The organism is Ralstonia sp. TCR112, assembly GCF_007997035.1.
Classification (GTDB): Bacteria; Pseudomonadota; Gammaproteobacteria; order Burkholderiales; family Burkholderiaceae; genus Ralstonia; species Ralstonia edaphi.
The window spans coordinates 1-19,233 of record NZ_VOSS01000058.1; the positions used below are offsets into that span (position 1 = coordinate 1).

Annotated in this window: 16 protein-coding genes and 2 pseudogenes; 15 read left to right on the forward strand and 3 right to left on the reverse strand. The window is 64.2% G+C overall.

The annotated features are described in order from the left end of the window. Positions 1-97: 97 nt before the first annotated feature. The 3 genes and pseudogenes from metG (FUT88_RS27195) to FUT88_RS15175 form a co-directional block, all read right to left on the reverse strand. Positions 98-907, reverse strand: coding sequence for a methionine--tRNA ligase subunit beta (gene metG / locus FUT88_RS27195; protein ID WP_410003885.1), 810 nt, complete (start codon positions 905-907; stop codon positions 98-100). Positions 908-1,030: 123 nt separating this feature from the next. Then, a pseudogene (metG, locus tag FUT88_RS27200) lies at positions 1,031-2,166 on the reverse strand (methionine--tRNA ligase); the annotation flags it as partial. Positions 2,167-2,471: 305 nt separating this feature from the next. Beyond that, positions 2,472-3,099 (reverse strand): annotated as a pseudogene (locus FUT88_RS15175) (OmpA family protein). A 206-nt stretch (positions 3,100-3,305) separates the two neighbouring features. Here FUT88_RS15175 and apbC point away from each other — a divergent pair. The 15 genes from apbC to FUT88_RS15250 all read left to right on the forward strand — a co-directional run bounded on the left by apbC (position 3,306) and on the right by FUT88_RS15250 (position 19,179). Further along, positions 3,306-4,394 carry an iron-sulfur cluster carrier protein ApbC gene (gene apbC / locus FUT88_RS15180; RefSeq protein WP_037044415.1) on the forward strand — a complete coding sequence of 363 codons (1,089 nt, stop codon included), beginning with the start codon at positions 3,306-3,308 and terminating at the stop codon, positions 4,392-4,394. A 4-nt stretch (positions 4,395-4,398) separates the two neighbouring features. Then, positions 4,399-4,926 carry a DUF3305 domain-containing protein gene (locus FUT88_RS15185; RefSeq protein ID WP_147216339.1) on the forward strand — a complete coding sequence of 176 codons (528 nt, stop codon included), beginning with the start codon at positions 4,399-4,401 and terminating at the stop codon, positions 4,924-4,926. Positions 4,927-4,937: 11 nt separating this feature from the next. Next, entirely contained in the window at positions 4,938-5,495 is a 558-nt protein-coding gene (locus FUT88_RS15190; protein ID WP_147216341.1) for a DUF3306 domain-containing protein, read from the forward strand. An 81-nt stretch (positions 5,496-5,576) separates the two neighbouring features. After that, a complete protein-coding gene (locus tag FUT88_RS15195; protein ID WP_147216343.1) occupies positions 5,577-7,736 on the forward strand; it encodes a 4Fe-4S binding protein in 2,160 nt (719 codons plus the stop codon). 30 nt (positions 7,737-7,766) lie between these two features. Further along, on the forward strand, positions 7,767-8,438 hold the full coding sequence (locus FUT88_RS15200) for a molecular chaperone (RefSeq protein WP_147216345.1): 672 nt from the start codon (positions 7,767-7,769) through the stop codon (positions 8,436-8,438). A 235-nt stretch (positions 8,439-8,673) separates the two neighbouring features. Continuing rightward, positions 8,674-8,925, forward strand: coding sequence for a twin-arginine translocation signal domain-containing protein (locus FUT88_RS15205; RefSeq protein WP_147216347.1), 252 nt, complete (start codon positions 8,674-8,676; stop codon positions 8,923-8,925). 67 nt (positions 8,926-8,992) lie between these two features. Then, positions 8,993-11,998 (forward strand): molybdopterin-dependent oxidoreductase, encoded by a 3,006-nt coding sequence (locus FUT88_RS15210; RefSeq protein ID WP_147216349.1) that lies wholly within the window; start codon positions 8,993-8,995, stop codon positions 11,996-11,998. 16 nt (positions 11,999-12,014) lie between these two features. Then, complete coding sequence (gene fdh3B, locus FUT88_RS15215; RefSeq protein WP_147216351.1) at positions 12,015-12,683, forward strand: formate dehydrogenase FDH3 subunit beta; 669 nt, start codon at positions 12,015-12,017, stop codon at positions 12,681-12,683. Further along, positions 12,680-12,925 (forward strand): hypothetical protein, encoded by a 246-nt coding sequence (locus FUT88_RS15220; RefSeq protein WP_027680803.1) that lies wholly within the window; start codon positions 12,680-12,682, stop codon positions 12,923-12,925. Before fdh3B ends, FUT88_RS15220 begins: the two co-directional genes overlap by 4 nt. A 23-nt stretch (positions 12,926-12,948) precedes the next feature. Next, positions 12,949-14,112 carry a formate dehydrogenase subunit gamma gene (locus FUT88_RS15225; protein WP_147216353.1) on the forward strand — a complete coding sequence of 388 codons (1,164 nt, stop codon included), beginning with the start codon at positions 12,949-12,951 and terminating at the stop codon, positions 14,110-14,112. Positions 14,113-14,147: 35 nt separating this feature from the next. Next, positions 14,148-14,465, forward strand: a complete 318-nt coding sequence (locus FUT88_RS15230; RefSeq protein ID WP_147216355.1) for a hypothetical protein — start codon at positions 14,148-14,150, stop codon at positions 14,463-14,465. 82 nt (positions 14,466-14,547) lie between these two features. Beyond that, on the forward strand, positions 14,548-15,099 hold the full coding sequence (locus tag FUT88_RS15235; RefSeq protein ID WP_147216357.1) for a superoxide dismutase family protein: 552 nt from the start codon (positions 14,548-14,550) through the stop codon (positions 15,097-15,099). 90 nt (positions 15,100-15,189) lie between these two features. Further along, positions 15,190-16,065, forward strand: a complete 876-nt coding sequence (locus FUT88_RS15240; protein ID WP_147216359.1) for a formate dehydrogenase accessory sulfurtransferase FdhD — start codon at positions 15,190-15,192, stop codon at positions 16,063-16,065. 194 nt (positions 16,066-16,259) lie between these two features. Then, entirely contained in the window at positions 16,260-16,826 is a 567-nt protein-coding gene (gene dcd, locus FUT88_RS15245; RefSeq protein ID WP_012762552.1) for a dCTP deaminase, read from the forward strand. A 73-nt stretch (positions 16,827-16,899) separates the two neighbouring features. Beyond that, positions 16,900-19,179, forward strand: coding sequence for an arginine/lysine/ornithine decarboxylase (locus tag FUT88_RS15250; protein ID WP_147216361.1), 2,280 nt, complete (start codon positions 16,900-16,902; stop codon positions 19,177-19,179). The last annotated feature ends 54 nt before the right edge of the window (positions 19,180-19,233 follow it).

Here is a 19,233-nt window from a genome sequence, read left to right on the forward strand (position 1 = left end):
TTGCTTACTTTTCTTTGGCAAGACAAAGAAAAGTAAGTCGGTCCCGGCAGGGAACGAAAGGGAGGTGGACCACCGAGCCCAACTCCCCATCACCAAATCAACGCACCCGCATTCCCGGCACCGCCCCAGAATGCGGCTCAAGAATATAAAGCCCAGGCTGAGCCTTTTCGTCAGCCGCCGAAGCCGCCAACACCATCCCTTCCGACATCCCAAACTTCATCTTGCGCGGTGCCAGGTTTGCAACCATCACGGTCAGCTTGCCAACGAGATCTTCCGGCGCATACGCCGACTGGATGCCCGAAAACACATTCCGCGTCTGGCCTTCACCCACATCCAGCGTCAGCTGCAGCAGCTTGTTCGATCCTTCCACGCGCTGGCAGGCAACGATCTTGGCGACACGCAGGTCGATCTTGGCGAAGTCGTCGATGGTGATGGTCTCGGCGATCGGCTCGATGGCGGCAGCACCGTTGGCAGCAGCAGCCGGGGCATCGGCGGTCGCCTGCAGGGACTGACGATTTGCCTCCACCAGCGCATCCACCTGCTTTTTGTCCACGCGCGTCATCAGGTGCGAGTACGGCTGGATCGGCTTGTCCGACGAAAGTTGCGAATCGATCGAGCGCCACGTCAGCGGCTCAACGTTGAGGAACGCTTCGATGCGCTCGACCGTGGTCGGCAGAATCGGCTTGAGGTACACGGCCAGCAGGCGGAACGCTTCCAGCGCGACCGAGCACGCGGCGTGCAGCTTTTCGCGGTTGGCCTCGTCCTTGGCCAGATCCCACGGCTTCTCGGTGTCGACGAAGGCGTTGACGGCGTCGGCCAGTTCCATCACGGCGCGCAGCGCCTTGCTGTACTCGCGCTTTTCGTACAGATCGGCGATCTGCGGGGCGGCTTCGCGCAGTTGCACCATCAGCGGATGACTCAGCGCGGCATCGCTCACGCGGCCCTCGAAGCGCTTGACCAGGAAGCCGGCCGAGCGGCTGGCGATGTTGACGAACTTGCCGACCAGATCACTGTTCACGCGGGCGATGAAATCGTCCAGGTTCAGATCCAGATCTTCCATCGTCGCGTTCAGCTTGGCCGCGAAGTAGTAGCGCAGCCATTCCGGGTTCAGGCCGGTATCGATGTAGCTCTGTGCGGTGATGAACGTGCCGCGCGACTTGCTCATCTTGGCGCCGTCCACGGTCAGGAAGCCGTGGGCGAACACGTTGGTCGGCGTGCGGTGGCCCGAGAACTTCAGCATCGCCGGCCAGAACAACGTGTGGAAATACAGGATGTCCTTGCCGATGAAGTGGTACTGCTCGGTGGTCGAGTGTTCGTTGATCCACGCGTCGAAATCGAGACCCCGCTTGGCGCACAGGTTCTTGAAGCTGGCGTAGTAGCCGACCGGCGCATCCAGCCACACATAGAAGTATTTGCCCGGCGCGCCGGAATCTCGAAGCCGAAGTACGGTGCGTCCCGCGAGATGTCCCAGTCCGAGAGCTTGGCCTCGCCTTCTTCGCCGAGCCATTCGCGCATCTTGTTGGTGGCTTCGGGCTGCGCCAGGTCGGCCACCCAGTCGCGCAGGAAATTCTCGCAGCGCGGGTCGGACAGCTTGAAGAAGTAGTGCTCCGACGACTTGCGCACCGGTGTCGCGCCCGACACCACGGAATACGGGTTCTTCAGGTCGGTCGGCTGGTACGTCGCGCCGCAGACTTCACATGAATCGCCGTATTGGTCTTTCGCGCCGCATTTCGGGCATTCGCCCTTGATGAAGCGGTCCGGCAGGAACATCTCCTTGACCGGGTCGTAAAACTGCTCGACCTCGCGGACGTCGATCAGGCCGGCTTCCTTGAGCCTGAGGTAGACGTTCTGGCACAGCTCCTTGTTTTCGTCGGAGTCGGTGCTGTAGTAGTTGTCGAACGAGACCAGGAAGTTGTCGAAGTCGCGTTTGTGCTCCGTCCAGACGCGTTCGATCAGCTGGCGCGGCGTCAGGCCTTCCTTCTCGGCGCGCAGCATGACGGGCGTGCCGTGCGTGTCGTCGGCGCCCACGTAATAGGTCTCGTGGCCGCGCATGCGTTGGAAGCGCACCCAGATATCGGTCTGGATGTACTCGACCAGGTGGCCGATGTGAATCGGCCCGTTGGCATAGGGCAGGGCGGAAGTGACGAGGATGCGACGTTCGGACATGGGCAGGCCAGAAAGGAGCGGGCGGGCCGCGAACAGGGCGCGGCGCGCGGAAAAACGCGTATTTTAGCGCGCCCGGCGGTCTCAGGCCGTTCCCCGACGAATCTGCGGAACCTGGGTGTGATCGTGGAGTTTGGCCCATGCGTCACGATGCCGCGCACCGTGTGACCCCAAAAAAAAGCGCCGGTCAGAGCCGGCGCAGCTTTCCACAACGGAAAAGGAGGAGAAATCAGGTACCGCCCGGGAGGTCAGCCACGCATCGCGAGCCAGCAACGTGTGGCAAGCGGCACCTGTTTTCTATGACTGGGTTACCCCTGAATTGGTTTCAAATAAATTTCGACGCGGCGATTTTGCGCGCGGCCGGCCTCCGTGGCGTTGTCAGCGACAGGCTGGTTTGGCCGCGGCTTCGGCGGAGAGACGATTGCGCGCCACGCCTCGGTCAGTCAGGTAGCTCGCCACGCTCTGCGCCCGCTTTTGCGACAGCGTCATGTTGTAGTTGGGGTTGCCGGTGCTGTCCGTGTGGCCGACCACATTGGCTGCCAGTTCCGGATGCTGCGTGAGCGTTTGTGCCACGCTATCCAACGGGCCGCGGAACGACGGCTTGATCACCGCGCTGTCGGTGTCGAACGAAACCTGGCTCGGAATGTTCAACTTAAGCGAGCCGTCAGGTTGCTCTGAAATTTGCGTGCCGGTGCCAGCGGTATCGCCAGCCAGCTTGGACTTGATGGCGCCCCAGTTGTAGCCGACGGCTGCACCGGTCGCCGCGCCCAGCGCACCGCCAATGGCAGCGCCCTTGCCGTTGCCGACCAGCGCGCCGATGCCAGCGCCCACGGCCGCACCAACGCCGGTGCCCATGGCGGTCTGGTTCTGCTGTTCGGTCGCACAGCCGGCGGCCAGCAGGGCGATCAGCGAGACGGAAATAAGCTTGGCTTTCATGGTTTCTCCTACGGGTAACGGGATCGGTTCTTGTGAGTTTGCCGATATCCGGCGCATCAGAGGGATATTGGGGGAGGAATCGGACGAACGACGCGCCGGCAAAATACAATAGCAAAACAGTAGATAGAGTGGCCAGGGCGCCGCAAAGTTCATGCCGCGTCACCGTTGGCCCGTCCCCCATTCGCATTAGATTTGTGGAGCACATGTTGAGCGTAACCATCGAACAGATCACCGAAGCCCTGCGCGGCGTGGTGGATCCCAATACCGGGCGCGACCTCGTGTCGTCCAAATCGGCGCGCAACATCCGGGTCGATGGCGGCGAGGTGTCGCTTGACGTGGAGCTGGGCTATCCGGCCAAGAGCCAGTTCGAGCCGATCCGCAAGCTCGTGATCGGGGCGCTGCGCCAGGTGCAAGGTGTCGAAAATGTGAGCGTGCAGGTGTCGATGAAGATCGTCGCGCACGCGGTGCAGCGCGGCGTGCACCTGATGCCGAATGTGAAGAACATCATCGCTGTGGCGTCGGGCAAGGGCGGGGTGGGTAAATCGACGACCGCCGTGAACCTGGCGCTGGCGCTGGCCGCGGAAGGTGCCAACGTCGGCATTCTCGACGCCGATATCTACGGCCCGAGCCAGCCGATGATGCTGGGCATCCAGGGCCAGCCGGAGTCGGCCGACGGCAAGACGATGGAGCCGATGGAGGGCCACGGCCTGCAGGCCAATTCGATCGGTTTCCTGATCGAGCAGGACAACCCGATGGTCTGGCGCGGCCCGATGGTGACCTCGGCGCTGGAGCAACTGCTCAAGCAGACGAACTGGCGCGACCTGGATTACCTCATCGTCGACATGCCGCCGGGCACGGGCGACATCCAGCTCACGCTGTCGCAGAAGGTGCCTGTGACGGGCGCGGTGATCGTCACCACGCCGCAGGACATCGCGCTGCTCGACGCCAAGAAGGGCCTGAAGATGTTCGAGAAGGTGGGGATTCCCATCATTGGCGTGGTCGAGAACATGGCGGTCTACTGCTGCCCGAACTGCGGCCACACCGAACACATTTTCGGTGCCGGCGGCGGCGAGAAGATGTGCGAACAATACGGCGTGCCGTTCCTGGGCAGCCTGCCGCTGAACTTGTCGATTCGCGAGCAGGCCGATTCGGGTCGCCCCACCGTGGTGGCCGACCCCGACGGCGCGATTGCCGGCGTCTACAAGCAGATCGCGCGCCGCGTCGCCATCGCCGTGGCCGAGAAGGCGAAGGACATGACGAGCAAGTTCCCGTCGATCGTCGTGCAGAACACCTGACGCCATGGAATCCACGTCGCCGCTGCCCGCCGACCGCCCGTCCGTACGGGTGGCGGTGGTGCTGTGCCGCCGCCCGACGGCCAACCGCTGGCAGCCGTATCAGTGGCGGCTGGAAGCGGTCGTGCCCGACCTGGGCGAATACGGCACGGCGCCGCGCTGCCTCGATCGCGCTGACGATGAGAAGGGCGACGAGCGCTGGCTGACGCCCGGCTTCTCCGTCACGCTGTTTCGCGACGAGGCCGAGGGCTATTACCTGAACGTGACCTCCGCCGCGCCCTGCTGGTTTGTGCTGTGGCGCCTTGGCGAGCCGGGCACGGCCGACGAAGGCCGCGCGATTCCGCATACGGTTTCGCTGAGCTACAACGAGGCCGGGCGCTGGCTGGACGGCGGCGAGACGGTCGAAAACGTGCCGTTGGATGCCGCTGCGCTGGAGTGGCTGCAGGCGTACGTGGCTGAAAACTACCGGCCCGAGCCGAAGAAGCGGCGCCGCCCGGAGTCGTTTCTGCCGCCGGAAGACCGCGCGAAGTTCTGAGTGAAACTGCCGTGAGCGAAGAAACTTTCCTCTCGCGCTGGTCGCGCCGCAAGGCTGCCGAGCGGCGGGGCGAACCCGAACCGGAACCGCAAGCGGCTCCGTCTGCCGAGCCCGCGCCGGTTGTCGTGTCTGAAGCGTCGGTGGCCGAGCCTGCGCCGGAGGCGCCGCCGCTGACGCTGGCAGACGCCGCCAAGCTGACGTCCTCCGACGATTTCTCCCCCTTCGTCGCGCGCGGGGTGGACGAAGCCGTCAAGCGTGCCGCGCTCAAGAAGCTCTTTGCCGATCCGCACTTCAACGTGATGGACGGCCTCGATACCTACATCGACGACTATTCGCAGCCTGACCCCATCCCGCCCGAGATGTTGCGCGAGCTGCGGCATACGGCGGAATTGCGGTTGTTCGAGCCGCTTGACGACGATGTGGCGCCGCCGACAGGAATCGAACCGGTCGCGGACGCTTCGCCTGCTGTGACCGGCGAGACGCCGCGTGAAGCGGCCGATGCCGAGTCGCCCGCTGACAACCCCGAGGCAACCCCGCATGGCGACGTTAAGCCGCCGTCCGTAGAATAAAAAAGAGTGCCGCCCGGCAACGACCGTGCGGCCATGTCCCTACAGCCCGCGCCATGCACGCGGTCGTTCACGCACACATCCATGCCAACGCTGCTCTGCAGTTGCAATCACACCATGCCGCTCGACGCCGAAGCGGTGGGCGACGCCTTGCGCGCGTCCGACACCGCCATCGATGCGCCCGGCAAGACGCACCACCTGCTGTGCCGCCGCGAGATCGGCGCGTTTACAGAAGCGCTGGGCGGCACCGGAGACGTCATCGTCGCCTGCACGCAGGAAAAGGCGCTGTTTGCTGAGGTGGCCGCGCAGCATGAGGGCGTGACCGCCCCGATCCATTTCGTCAACGTTCGGGAAACAGGCGGGTGGTCGTCGGGAGCCAAACGCGATGCGCGCGCTTTGCATGCCAAGACAGCGGCGCTGCTGGCGGTCGGCGGGTTGCCAGCGCCGGACCCGGTGCCGGTGGTCGACTATCGCTCCGACGGCAACGTGCTGATCGTCGGTCCTGCCGCGCGTGCGATGCCGTGGGCGGAGCGCCTTGCCGACCAACTGAGCGTGACGGTGCTCGCCACGGGGCGCGACCGCGCAAACGGTCTGCTGGCGCCGCCGATGGAGCGTCGCTGGCCCGTCCATGCGGGCGAGTTGCAGGAGGTGAAGGGCTGGCTTGGCGCGTTCGAGGTGCAATGGCACAGCCGTAATCCGATTGACTTGGACCGCTGCACGCGCTGCAACGCTTGCATCGATGTCTGCCCGGAAGGCGCCATCGATGCGCTCTACCAGATCGATCTGGATGCATGCCGCGACCACCGCGCGTGCGTCAAGGCATGCGGCGATGCAATGGCGATCGATTTCAGCCGCGTGGAGGCACCCCAGGCGCTATCGGGCCAATTCGACCTGATTTTTGATTTGAACGATGCGCCGGCGTTTGCTCAGCACCAGCCGCCGCAGGGCTACTTTCATGCAGGCGCGGACGCGGGCCGCCAATTGACGGCATCGCTGGCGCTGCTGCAGATGGTCGGCGAGTTCGAAAAGCCCAAGTTCTTCCAATACAAGGAATCGATCTGCGCGCATGGGCGTAATGGACAGGTGGGCTGCGACGCTTGCGTGCAAGTGTGTTCTGCGTCGGCCATCGCGCCGCAGTGGAAGGACGGGCGCGGCAGCGTGCACCTCACGCCCAATCTGTGCGTTGGCTGCGGTGCGTGTACGACGGCGTGCCCGACCGGCGCGCTTACGTATGCCTATCCCAATGCGCCCTACCAGGGGCGCAAGCTCAAGACGCTGCTGAGCACATATGCATCGGCGGGTGGGCGTGATGCCGTGGTGCTGCTGCATAACGGTAAGCGCGGCCGCACGCTGATCGAGCAGTTGGGCCGCGCTGCCCGCATCGGCAAGGCCCAGGGCGTGCCGGTGAATGTGCTGCCGGTTGAAGTCTTCCATGCGGCATCGACGGGGTTGGATCTGTGGCTTGCAGCGTTGGCTTACGGCGCCGCGCGCATCGCCATTCTCCTGACCGAAGACGACGCGCCGCAGTACCGCGCGATGCTCGCTGAACAGGTTGCCGTGGCGCAGGCCATGCTGCAGGGGCTTGGCGAACCGGCCGACGTGCCGGGCGTGGTGTTGATCGACGTGGCGGATGCAGCCGCGCTCGACGCGCGCCTGAGCCGCGCTGACGTGTCGGGCCCGCTGCGCGGCTTTCGCCGTGACATGCCTGCCGCCACCTTTGCCGTGGCCGCCGCCAAGCGCGAAACGCTCGATTTCGCCCTCGACCACCTCGCGCGCCACGCCAAGGCCACCGAGGCCGCCATCCCGCTGCCGGCCGGCGCACCGTTTGGCGCCATCACCGTGAACCGCGAACGCTGCACGCTGTGCATGGCCTGCGTTGGCGCGTGCCCGTCGCAGGCGTTGCGCGATCAGGCCGAGCGGCCCGTGCTGGCGATGATCGAGCACAACTGCGTCCAATGCGGCCTGTGCGAAACGACGTGCCCCGAAAGCGCCATCGCGCTCGTGCCGCGGCTGAATCTGTCGGCCGAAGCGCGCCAGCCGGTCACGCTCAACGAGGCGCAGCCGTTCCACTGCGTCCGCTGCAACAAGCCGTTCGGCACCGCGCAGATGGTCACGACGATGCTGGCCAAGCTCGGCGCGCATCCGGCGTTCTCCGGCGCCGCTGCCGAGCGCCTCAAGATGTGCAGCGACTGCCGCGTGATCGACATGATGCAGCACGGCGAACGCCCGGGCGCCCCGCACTGAAAACCGCGTATTGAAGCCGATCCCGATCCCATGACCGACGCCCAGCCCCTGCAATTCCAGCCCGCCGCCACGCCTGCCGACAGCGCCGAGGATCTCGCCCGTGCGGACCTCTACGGCCTGCTGGCCACGCTGTTCTTCCGCGCGGCGGACGCCGATTTGCTGCAGCGCATCGCCGCCGCGCCGCTGGACCCAACAGGCGATGACGATACCGCCCCGGCCGACGCGGAAGCTGCCGCCAGCAGCGCACTCACTCAGGCATGGCGGAGGCTCGTCGCCCGCGCCGGCAAGACGACCGCCGCGCAGGCCGACGACGAATACACCGAACTGTTCATCGGCGTCGGCAAGCCCGAGGTATTCCTGTACGGCTCGTACTACCAGGCCGGGTTCATGAACGAAAAGCCGCTCGTCGTGCTGCGGGACGATCTGCGTCGCTTCGGCCTGGAGCGTGCCGAGGGTGTCACGGAAACCGAAGACCACCTCGCCACCCTGTGTGAAGTCATGCGTTACCTCATCGCCGGGGACGATCTTGCCGTTACGCAGATCGAAGAGCAGCGCGCATTTTTCCAGCGCCATCTGGCGCCGTGGGTCGATACGGCTTGTGATGCTGTATTGCAGCATCCGCGCGCCACGTTTTATGCCGACGTGGCGGGTTTGGCCAAAGCCTTTTTTGACGTCGAGAGGCTCGCGCTTGAATTAGCGTGACGGCGCGCCGGCTCTCTGCCCAAAAATTAAGCGGGCGGGCAAGAGCCGCGCCCCGCCCACGTCACGGCGGACCGGTTCAAACCGCACTCATTGAAAAAATTCATCGGTAAATCGTCAGAAAAATCCCTCGGTGAGGGGTTTTGGGCATGGTTTTCCCATGCCGTTACTCCTAAAATGTGTTCAAAAATTCCTATTACATTCGGTCATCGGTTTGATTGAGCCGGGGAGCATCGAAATGCCAAGTCCGAACACCGTCCCTCACGCGCGCCCAGAAGCGGATTCCGCTGATGCTGCGCCCACTCGCCGCCGCTTTCTGATGGGCGCGGCGGTTGCAGCCGCCGCTGCGGGCACTGCCGCCACAGCCGGCCATCTGGTGCAAGCGCCCACTGCGCCGGCCACACCCGCAGCTGACTCCACGGATGACGGCACCACCGGCTACCGGCTGAGCGAACACATCCGCAAGTACTACAAGACGACGTGGATCTGACGCGGCCGCATGCGCGCCGCTTCCGCTTCATCGTTATTGCACGCACCCCACATCCTCAGGTGACCTCATGCTTCTGACCCGCAAACCGGCGGTACAGGACACCAAAGCCGCTTCGGCCCGACGTTCAAGCGGCCAGGGCGCTTCGTCGCTCGCTGGCAGTCTGGCGCGCAGCCTGGCCGGCGCACTGCCGACCATGGACCGCCGCACCTTCCTCAAACGCTCCGGCATAGGCGTCGGCGCGGGGTTGGCGGCGACGCAGCTTTCGCTGGTGAAGAAATCGGTGGTAGGTGAGGCCCAGGCCGCCGAAGGGAAGGGGGACATCGTCGTGCGCCGCACGGTGTGCTCGCACTGCTCGGTCGGGTGCTCGGTGGACGCCGTCGTGCAGAACGGCGTGTGGGTGCGCCAGGAACCGGTATTCGACTCGCCGATCAACCTGGGTGCGCACTGCGCCAAAGGCGCCGCCCTGCGCGAGCATGGTCACGGTGAATACCGCCTGAAGACGCCGATGAAGCTAGTCGACGGCCGTTACCAGCGCATCAGCTGGGAGCAGGCGCTCAACGAGATCGTCGCCAAGATGCAGACCATCCGCCAGGAGACCGGACCGGATTCGTTCTTCTTCGTGGGGTCGTCCAAGCACAGCAACGAGCAGGCGTACCTGATGCGCAAGTGGGTGTCGTTCTTCGGCACCAACAACTGCGACCATCAGGCGCGCATCTGCCACAGCACCACTGTGGCCGGCGTGGCCAACACGTGGGGCTACGGTGCGATGACCAACTCGTACAACGACATGCAGAACGCCAAATGCGCGTTGTACATCGGCTCGAACGCGGCTGAAGCGCATCCGGTGTCGATGCTGCATCTGCTGCACGCCAAGGAAACGGGCTGCAAGGTCATCGTCGTCGACCCGCGCTACACGCGCACGGCCGCCAAGTCCGATGAATACGTGCGCATCCGCTCGGGCACGGACATCGCGTTTCTTTTCGGCGTGCTGTATCACATCTTCAAGAACGGCTGGGAAGACAAGCAGTACATCCACGACCGCGTCTACGGCATGGACAAGGTGCGCGAAGAAGTCCTCGCCAAGTGGACGCCGGACAAGGTCGAAGAGGTGTGCGGCGTGCCGGAAGCGCAGGTGCACAAGGTCGCCGAAATGATGGCGATGAACCGCCCCAGCACGCTGGTGTGGTGCATGGGCCAGACGCAGCACACCATCGGCAACGCCATCGTACGGGCGTCGTGCATCGTGCAGCTCGCGCTCGGCAATATCGGCAAGTCGGGCGGCGGCGCCAATATCTTCCGCGGCCACGATAACGTGCAGGGCGCGACGGACGTCGGCCCGAACCCCGATTCGTTGCCTGGCTACTACGGGTTGGCTGCCGGGGCGTGGAAGCACTTCGCCAACGTCTGGGGCGTGGATTACGACTGGATCAAGGGCCGCTTCGCCTCGCAGGCGATGATGGAAAAGTCGGGCACCACCGTCTCGCGCTGGGCCGATGCGGTACTGGAAAAGAACGAGCTGATCGACCAGGACAACAACGTCCGCGCCGTTTTCTACTGGGGCCACGCGCCCAATTCGCAGACGCGCGGCATGGATATCAAGCGCGCGCTGGACAAGCTCGACTTGCTGGTCGTGGTGGATCCGTATCCGTCAGCCACCGCGGCGATGGCCAACATGCCCGCCGCCGATGGCACGCCTCCGAATCCGAATCGCGCCGTCTATCTGCTGCCGGCGGCCACGCAGTTCGAAACGTCCGGCTCGTGCACCGCATCGAACCGCTCGCTGCAATGGCGCGAGAAGGTCATCGACCCGCTGTTCGAGTCGCAGCCCGACCACGTGATCATGCAGGCCTTTGCCGATCGCCTGGGCTTCGGCAAGGAGCTGTCGAAGAACTACAAGATCACGGAATACAAGCGTGCCGGCATGACATGGCGCGAGCCCGAGATCGAATCGATCCTGCGCGAGATCAATCGCGGCAACTGGACGATCGGCTACACGGGCCAATCGCCGGAACGCCTGAAGGCTCACATGCGCAACATGCACCTGTTTGATGTGCGCACGCTGCGCTGCAAGGGCGGCAAGGATGCCGAAACCGGCTACGACCTCACCGGCGATTACTTCGGCCTGCCGTGGCCGTGTTACGGCACGCCGGAACTCAAGCACCCCGGCTCGCCCAACCTGTACGACACCAGCAAGCACGTGATGGACGGCGGCGGCAACTTCCGCGCCAACTTTGGCGTGGAGCGCGACGGCGTCAACCTGCTGGCCGAGGATGGCTCGTTCTCGCTCGGCTCGGAGCTGACGACCGGCTACCCCGAGTTCGACCACGTCTTCCTCAAGAAACTCGGCTGGTGGGACGACCTCACCGACGCCGAGAAGAAGGCCGCCGAAGGCAAGAACTGGAAGACCGATCTGTCCGGCGGGATCCAGCGCGTGGCGATGAAGCATGGCTGCCATCCGTTCGGCAACGCCAAGGCGCGCGCCATTGTGTGGAACTTCCCCGACGGCATTCCGCAGCACCGGGAGCCGCTGTATTCCACGCGGCCCGACATGGTCGCCAAGTACCCGACGCACGACGACAAGAAAGCCTTCTGGCGCCTGCCGACGCTGTACAAGACGGTGCAGCAGCGCAATATCGAGAACAAGGTCTACGAGAAATTCCCGATCATCCTCACGTCCGGCCGCCTTGTCGAATACGAGGGCGGCGGCGAGGAGACGCGCTCCAACCCGTGGCTTGCCGAGTTGCAGCAGGAGAACTTTGTCGAGATCAACCCGAAGGCCGCATCTGACCGCGGCATCCGACACAACGATTTCGTCTGGGTCAAGACGCCGACTGGCGCCCAGATCAAGGTGCGCGCGCTGGTGACGGAGCGTGTGGGGGTCGACCACGCCTTCATCCCGTTCCACTTCTCGGGCTGGTGGCAGGGCAAGGACCTGCTCGATTACTACCCGGAAGGCGCCCACCCGATCGTGCGTGGCGAGGCCGTCAACACGGCCACCACCTACGGCTACGACTCGGTGACGATGATGCAGGAAACGAAAACGACGGTCTGCCAGATCGAGCGGTTCGCATAAGGACGGGGAGATCAACATGGCACGCATGAAATTCATCTGTGACAGCGAGCGCTGCATCGAATGCAACGCCTGCGCCACGGCCTGCAAGAACGAACACGAGGTGCCCTGGGGCGTGAATCGTCGCCGGGTGGTCACCATCAACGACGGCATGATCGGCGCCGAGAAGTCCATCTCCGTGGCGTGCATGCATTGCTCCGATGCGCCGTGCATGGCGGTCTGCCCGGTCGACTGCTTCTACCGTACTGAAGACGGTGTGGTGCTGCACGACAAGGACGTCTGCATTGGCTGCGGCTATTGCTCGTATGCGTGCCCGTTCGGCGCGCCGCAGTTCCCGAGCCAGGGCACGTTTGGCGTGCGCGGCAAGATGGACAAGTGCACGTTCTGCGCGGGCGGCCCCGAGAAGAACGGCAGCGAGGAAGAATTCGAAAAGTACGGCCGCAACCGCCTGGCCGAAGGCAAGCTGCCGCTGTGCGCGGAAATGTGCTCGACCAAGGCGCTGCTCGGCGGCGATGGCGACGTGATTTCCGACATCCTGCGTAACCGCGTCATGAAACGCGGGAAGGGCGCGGAGCTGTTCGGATGGGGCACGGCCTACGGCGGCGCGCAGGGCAAGGGCGGTCAGGCGGCACCGGCCGCCCCGGCCGCACCGGCCACGCCGGCTTCTGCGCCGGGAGCGCAATCATGATCGCCCGGGCACGATCGACCGGCCTGCTGGTCGCGCTTGGCGCCGTGCTGCTGCTGGGCGCCTGCGGCGAGCGCCCGCAAACCGCGTTCGCTTCGCACCGCAAGGACGACGCGCCCGCATACAAGGGAGCGGAAGGCGATCCGTTCATGGCAAAGAACTGGACACCCGGTGACCGCACGAGCTGGCAGAACCAGATCCGCGCGCGCGGCCAATACCAGAACGAGTACAACAAGACGCCATGACGCGCGCAAGCGGAGGTTCGTCCATGGGCACTTCCTGGAAACATCTTGTGATGGCCGTGTTGCTGGGCGGCGCAGCAGCGTTGGCGAGCGCGCAGCAGCCGGCCAGTGCGCCCGCGGCCGGCGCCGCCCCGGTCAATCCGGCCGTGCAGCCGGCACAGCCGTTCTCCAACATCGTCTCGGAGAATGTGTTTGATCTGCAGAAGCGCGATCTTTCCAAAGAGGCGCACGACCAGGCCGCACGCCGTGCCACGCAGCCGGGCAACAATGCGCCCGTCTGGCGTGAAGTGAACTCAGACCAGGCGCATTACGCAAGCATTCCGGGGCTGGAGGCCGGTGTGCTGATTCAGCGTACCGGGCAAAAATGGCGGCTGTTCCGCAATGGCGTGATCACCGTGTGGGGCGGTTGGCTCATGGTGCTGGTGCCGCTGCTCATCCTGGGTTTTTTCCTGTGGCGCGGCACGATTCCCCTGAAGGAAGCGCCCACCGGCCGCAAGATCGAGCGGTTCACGCCCACCGAACGCTATGTGCATTGGACGATGGCGATCTCCTTTGTCACGCTCGGCGTGTCGGGCATCGTCATGCTGTGGGGCAAGCATTTCCTGCTGCCGATCCTCGGCCACCAGTTGTTCGGCTGGCTGACGTACATCTTGAAGAATCTCCACAACTTGGTGGGGCCGCTGTTCACGGTCAGCATCATCGTGGCCTTCGTGATGTGGGTGCGGGACAACCTGCCTCGCAGTGGCGACATGAACTGGCTGCTGAAGCTTGGCGGCTTGTTTTCCGGAGAGCACGGCGCCGAAGTGCCATCGCACCGTTTCAACGCTGGCGAGAAACTCTGGTTCTGGGGCGGGCTGGTCGTGTTCGGACTGATCCTGTCGGCGTCGGGCTGGACGCTCGATCGCATCGTCCCCGGCGTGGATTACTACCGCAGCACGATGCAACTCGCTGAAGTCATTCACGCGATTGCCGCAGTGGGCATGATCTGCATGTCGCTCGGGCACATCTACATGGGCACCATCGGCATGGAAGGGGCGTACCGCGCGATGCGCGATGGTTATGTCGACGAGGCCTGGGCGAAAGAGCACCACGAGCTTTGGTACGACGACATCAAGGCCGGCAAGATCCCCGCGCAACGTTCCCAGCCGCCAGCACCGCCGTCGCCCAGCGAGCAGCCCGCCAAGCCATGACGCCATCGACGCCCACCGATTCAAGGAATCTCACCATGCACGCATCCGCTCTGCGCCGCGCCGCAGGTATGGCACTTGCTGTCGCCATGCTGAGCCTGACAAGCGGACTGGCCGGCGCCAAGCTGCCGGCACCGACGGAAGAACAGAAGGCACAGGCGGACCTGGCGAAGGCCAAAGCAGCCTGGGGCGACAAGGTAGCCGCGTTCCAGACGTGCAAGGCCCAGGACAAGGTGGCGGCGTCATACCAGGCCGGTGGCAAGGCTGCGCATACGCAGCCGGGCGCGCCGTGCGTTGATCCGGGGCCCTTTGTCGCGCCCGTGCCACCAGCATCTGCACCGGCGGCCAAAGGGTGAACCGTTGTTGCTAATGTTGCGTGTTCATCATCCGGCAGTACAATCGTCCGCTCCCCGAGTGAACCCTGACTGGAGGTGACACATGAAGCAACTCGTGATTGCACTCGCCGCGATCGGCCTGATGGCCGGCTGCGCATCGAACTCAGCGTCGACGGCCAAGGCGGCGAATGCCGGTGACGGCGCCATGGCGGCCTCGGCCGTGCTGGCACCCAAGAGCGGCAGCACCGTGCAAGGCAGCGTGAAGCTCGCGCAGCAAGGCGACAATCGGGTTGCCATCGCCGTGGATATTTCGGGTCTGCCCGCCAACGGCATGTTCGGTTTCCACGTGCATGAGAAGGGCGATTGCTCGTCGGCGGATGGCAACAGCGCTGGCGGCCACTTCAACCCGACGGGCCAGCAGCATGGTGACCCGCGTCATGGCGCGCACCACGCCGGCGACATTCCGATGCTGCAATCCGATGCCAACGGCAAGGCCGTCGGCTCGATCGTTCTTTCCGGCGTGACGCTGTCGCCGGGGCCCACGAGCCTGGTCGGCCGCGCGCTGATCGTCCACGCAGGCAAGGACGACTACACGACCCAGCCCACCGGCAATTCCGGCGGGCGCATCGCCTGCGGCGTGATCGTGGCGAACTGATCGCCCGCACGCGGTACCTGCTCTCGCGCAGGTACCAGCCGCACCATGCGCACGCTTGCCGTGCGCATTTTTATTTGAACGAAGACATTGATGCCGCTGCGCCCCGAACTGACCAACGCTTCCGTTCCACTGCTCGACGAGGTTGAAGTGCTCGACGAGCTGGGCCGCGCACGCCATGTCTACATTCCCGGTGAGCGCCCGCTCACGGTGTACCTCGACAAGCGCGAACTCGTCACGCTGATGACGCTGGGCGGCGCGCCCGAAGCGCTCGTGCTGGGCTATCTGCGTAACCAGCGCTTGATCGGCAGCATCGAAGACATCGCCTCCATCCAGGTCGACTGGGAAACCGAATCGGCTGCCGTCACCACGCGCGCCGGCATTGCCGACCTGGACGAGAAGACCGCCCGCCGCACCGTGACCACCGGCTGCGGGCAGGGCACCGTGTTCGGCTCGCTGATGGACGAGATCGACGCCATCCACCTGCCGCCCGACGCGCGCATGACGCAGACCACGCTGTACCGTGTGGTCGACACCATCCGCTTGCAGCAGTCGATCTACAAGCAAGCGGGCTCGGTGCATGGCTGCGCGCTGTTCGATGCGCACGGCGGGCTGCTGCACTTCATCGAAGACGTGGGCCGCCACAATGCCGTGGATGCTATCGCCGGCCTCATGTGGCTGGCGGGCATGGATGGCGGCGACAAAATCTTCTACACCACCGGCCGTCTCACCTCCGAGATGGTCATCAAGGGCGCGCAAATGGGCATTCCGTTCCTCCTGTCGCGCTCGGGCGTCACGCAGATGGGCCATCAGATGGCACAGCGCGTCAATCTGACACTGTTTGCGCGGTGCACTGGGCGGCACTTTCTGCTCTACACGGGGCGCGACCGGTTCGTGGCCGAGCCGGACGTGGCAAGCACGGTAGGGCCGCGCGGAGAGTTACCCCAGGCGGCGGAATCCGGGCGCTGATCCGCTCGGCGGGTTCGATAAGGCCAGCGCAAGCCATCGGCTGCCACGGGGTTTTCCGTCACAAGTTTGGGAGTACAATCCGCGTTCCAAAACCGGGCCAAAGATCGACGGCCTGGCTGGCATGACCAAATGGGGACAGTTTTCGCACCGCGAAGCCTGCCCCCATTTGTTCATCCAAGGTATCTGGACGCTCCATGAGCATCAAATCTGACAAGTGGATCCGCCGCATGGCCGAGCAGCACGGCATGATCGAGCCGTTCGAGCCCGGTCAGGTGCGCGAATCCGAAGGCCGCCGCATCGTTTCCTACGGCACGTCGAGCTACGGCTACGACATCCGCTGCGCCGACGAATTCAAGATCTTCACCAACATCAACAGCACCATCGTCGATCCGAAGAACTTCGACGAGAAGTCGTTTGTCGACTTCAAGGGCGATGTGTGCATCATCCCGCCGAACTCGTTCGCGCTGGCCCGCACGATGGAGTACTTCCGCATCCCGCGCACCGTGCTGACGGTGTGTCTGGGCAAGAGCACGTACGCGCGCTGCGGGATCATCGTCAACGTCACGCCGTTCGAGCCCGAGTGGGAAGGCTACGTGACGCTGGAGTTCTCCAACACCACGCCGCTGCCCGCCAAGATCTACGCCGGCGAAGGCTGCGCGCAGGTGCTGTTCTTCGAGAGCGACGAGGAATGCGAAACCTCGTACAAGGATCGTGGTGGCAAGTACCAGGGCCAGCACGGTGTCACGCTGCCCAAGACCTAGTTTTTGTAGTCCGTTTCCGCGCGTTCAGGCGTATCCGGAGCGGGGCCTTTAGCTTCATCCATAAGGAACCACGATGAAATTCCGCTTTCCCGTCATCATCATTGACGAGGACTTCCGCTCCGAGAACATCTCCGGGTCGGGCATTCGCGCGCTGGCCCAGGCCATCGAGACCGAAGGCATGGAGGTCATCGGCCTCACCAGTTATGGCGACCTGACGTCGTTCGCTCAGCAGTCGAGCCGCGCGTCCACCTTCATCGTCTCGATCGACGACGACGAGTTCATCAACCCGGACAACGACAAGCCGGAACCCGAAGCGGTCGAAAACCTGCGCGCCTTCGTGGCCGAGGTGCGTCGCCGCAACGCCGACATCCCCATCTTCCTGTACGGCGAAACGCGCACCTCGCGCCATCTGCCGAATGACGTGCTGCGCGAGCTGCACGGCTTCATCCACATGTTCGAGGACACGCCCGAGTTCGTGGCCCGACACATCATCCGTGAAGCGCGCAATTACCTGGATTCGTTGCCGCCGCCGTTTTTCAAAGCCCTGATCGACTACGCGCAGGACAGCTCGTATTCGTGGCATTGCCCGGGGCATTCGGGCGGCGTGGCGTTCCTCAAGAGCCCGGTGGGGCAGGTGTTCCACCAGTTCTTCGGCGAGAACATGCTGCGTGCCGACGTCTGCAACGCCGTGGAAGAACTCGGCCAGCTGCTGGACCACACCGGCCCGGTCGCCGCATCGGAGCGCAACGCTGCGCGTATCTTCGGCTCCGACCACATGTTCTTCGTGACCAACGGCACGTCGACGTCGAACAAGATGGTGTGGCACGCCAACGTGGCCCCCGGCGACATCGTCGTGGTGGACCGCAACTGCCACAAGTCCATCCTGCACGCGATCATGATGACGGGCGCGATCCCCGTGTTCCTGATGCCGACGCGCAACCATTTCGGCATCATCGGGCCGATCCCGAAGAGCGAGTTCGAGCCGGAAACGATCGCCAAGAAGATCGCCGATCACCCGTTTGCCAGCCAAGCCAAGAACAAGAAGCCGCGCATTCTGACCATCACGCAGGGCACGTACGACGGCGTGCTCTACAACGCCGAGATGATCAAGAACATGCTGTCGACCGAGATCGACACGCTGCACTTTGATGAAGCGTGGCTGCCGCATGCGTCGTTCCACCCGTTCTACGAGGACATGCACGCCATTGGCCACGGCCGCCCGCGCAGCAAGGACGCGCTGGTGTTCGCCACGCAGAGCACGCACAAGCTGCTGGCCGGCCTGTCGCAGGCCTCGCAGATCCTCGTGCAGGATTCGGAAACGCGCAAGCTCGATACGTACCGCTTCAACGAGGCGTATCTGATGCACACGTCGACGAGCCCGCAGTACTCGATCATTGCGTCGTGCGACGTCGCCGCGGCGATGATGGAAGCGCCGGGCGGTACTGCGCTGGTGGAGGAGAGCATTGCCGAGGCGCTGGACTTTCGCCGCGCCATGCGCAAGGTGGAGCAGGAATACGTCGGCACGAACGGCGGCAATGGACGCGGCGACGACTGGTGGTTCAAGGTCTGGGGCCCGAACGACTTGTCCGACGAAGGCATCGAGGACCGCGAAGCGTGGATGCTCAAGGCCAACGAGCGCTGGCACGGCTTCGGCAACCTGGCCGAAGACTTCAACCTGCTTGACCCGATCAAGGCCACCATCATCACCCCGGGCCTGGACGTGGACGGCAAGTTCAGCGACTCGGGCATCCCGGCCGCCATCGTGACGCGCTACCTGGCCGAGCACGGCATCATCGTCGAGAAGACGGGTTTGTACTCGTTCTTCATCATGTTCACCATCGGCATCACCAAGGGCCGCTGGAACTCGATGGTGACCGAGCTGCAGCAGTTCAAGGACGATTACGACAACAACCAGCCGCTGTGGCGCGTGCTGCCGGAGTTCGTGCGCCAGTATCCGCAGTACGAGCGCATCGGGCTGCGCGAGCTGTGCGACAGCATCCACAGCGTCTACCAGGCCAATGATGTGGCCCGTGTGACGACGGAGATGTACCTGTCGAACATGGAACCGGCGATGAAGCCGTCGGACGCCTGGGCCAAGATGGCTCACCGTGAAACCGAGCGCGTGGCAATCGACGATCTGGAAGGCCGCATCACGGCTATCCTGCTGACGCCGTATCCCCCGGGCATTCCGCTGCTGATTCCGGGCGAACGCTTCAACAAGACGATCGTGCAGTACCTGCAATTCGCACGTCAGTTCAACAAGCTGTTCCCGGGCTTCGAGACCGACATTCACGGCCTGGTCGAGGAAGAGGTCGACGGCAAGATGGGGTATTTCGTCGACTGCGTGCGCTGAGTTTCAGTCGTACCGAGAAAAAGCCGCGCGAGAGTATCGGGCGGCTTTTTTTTT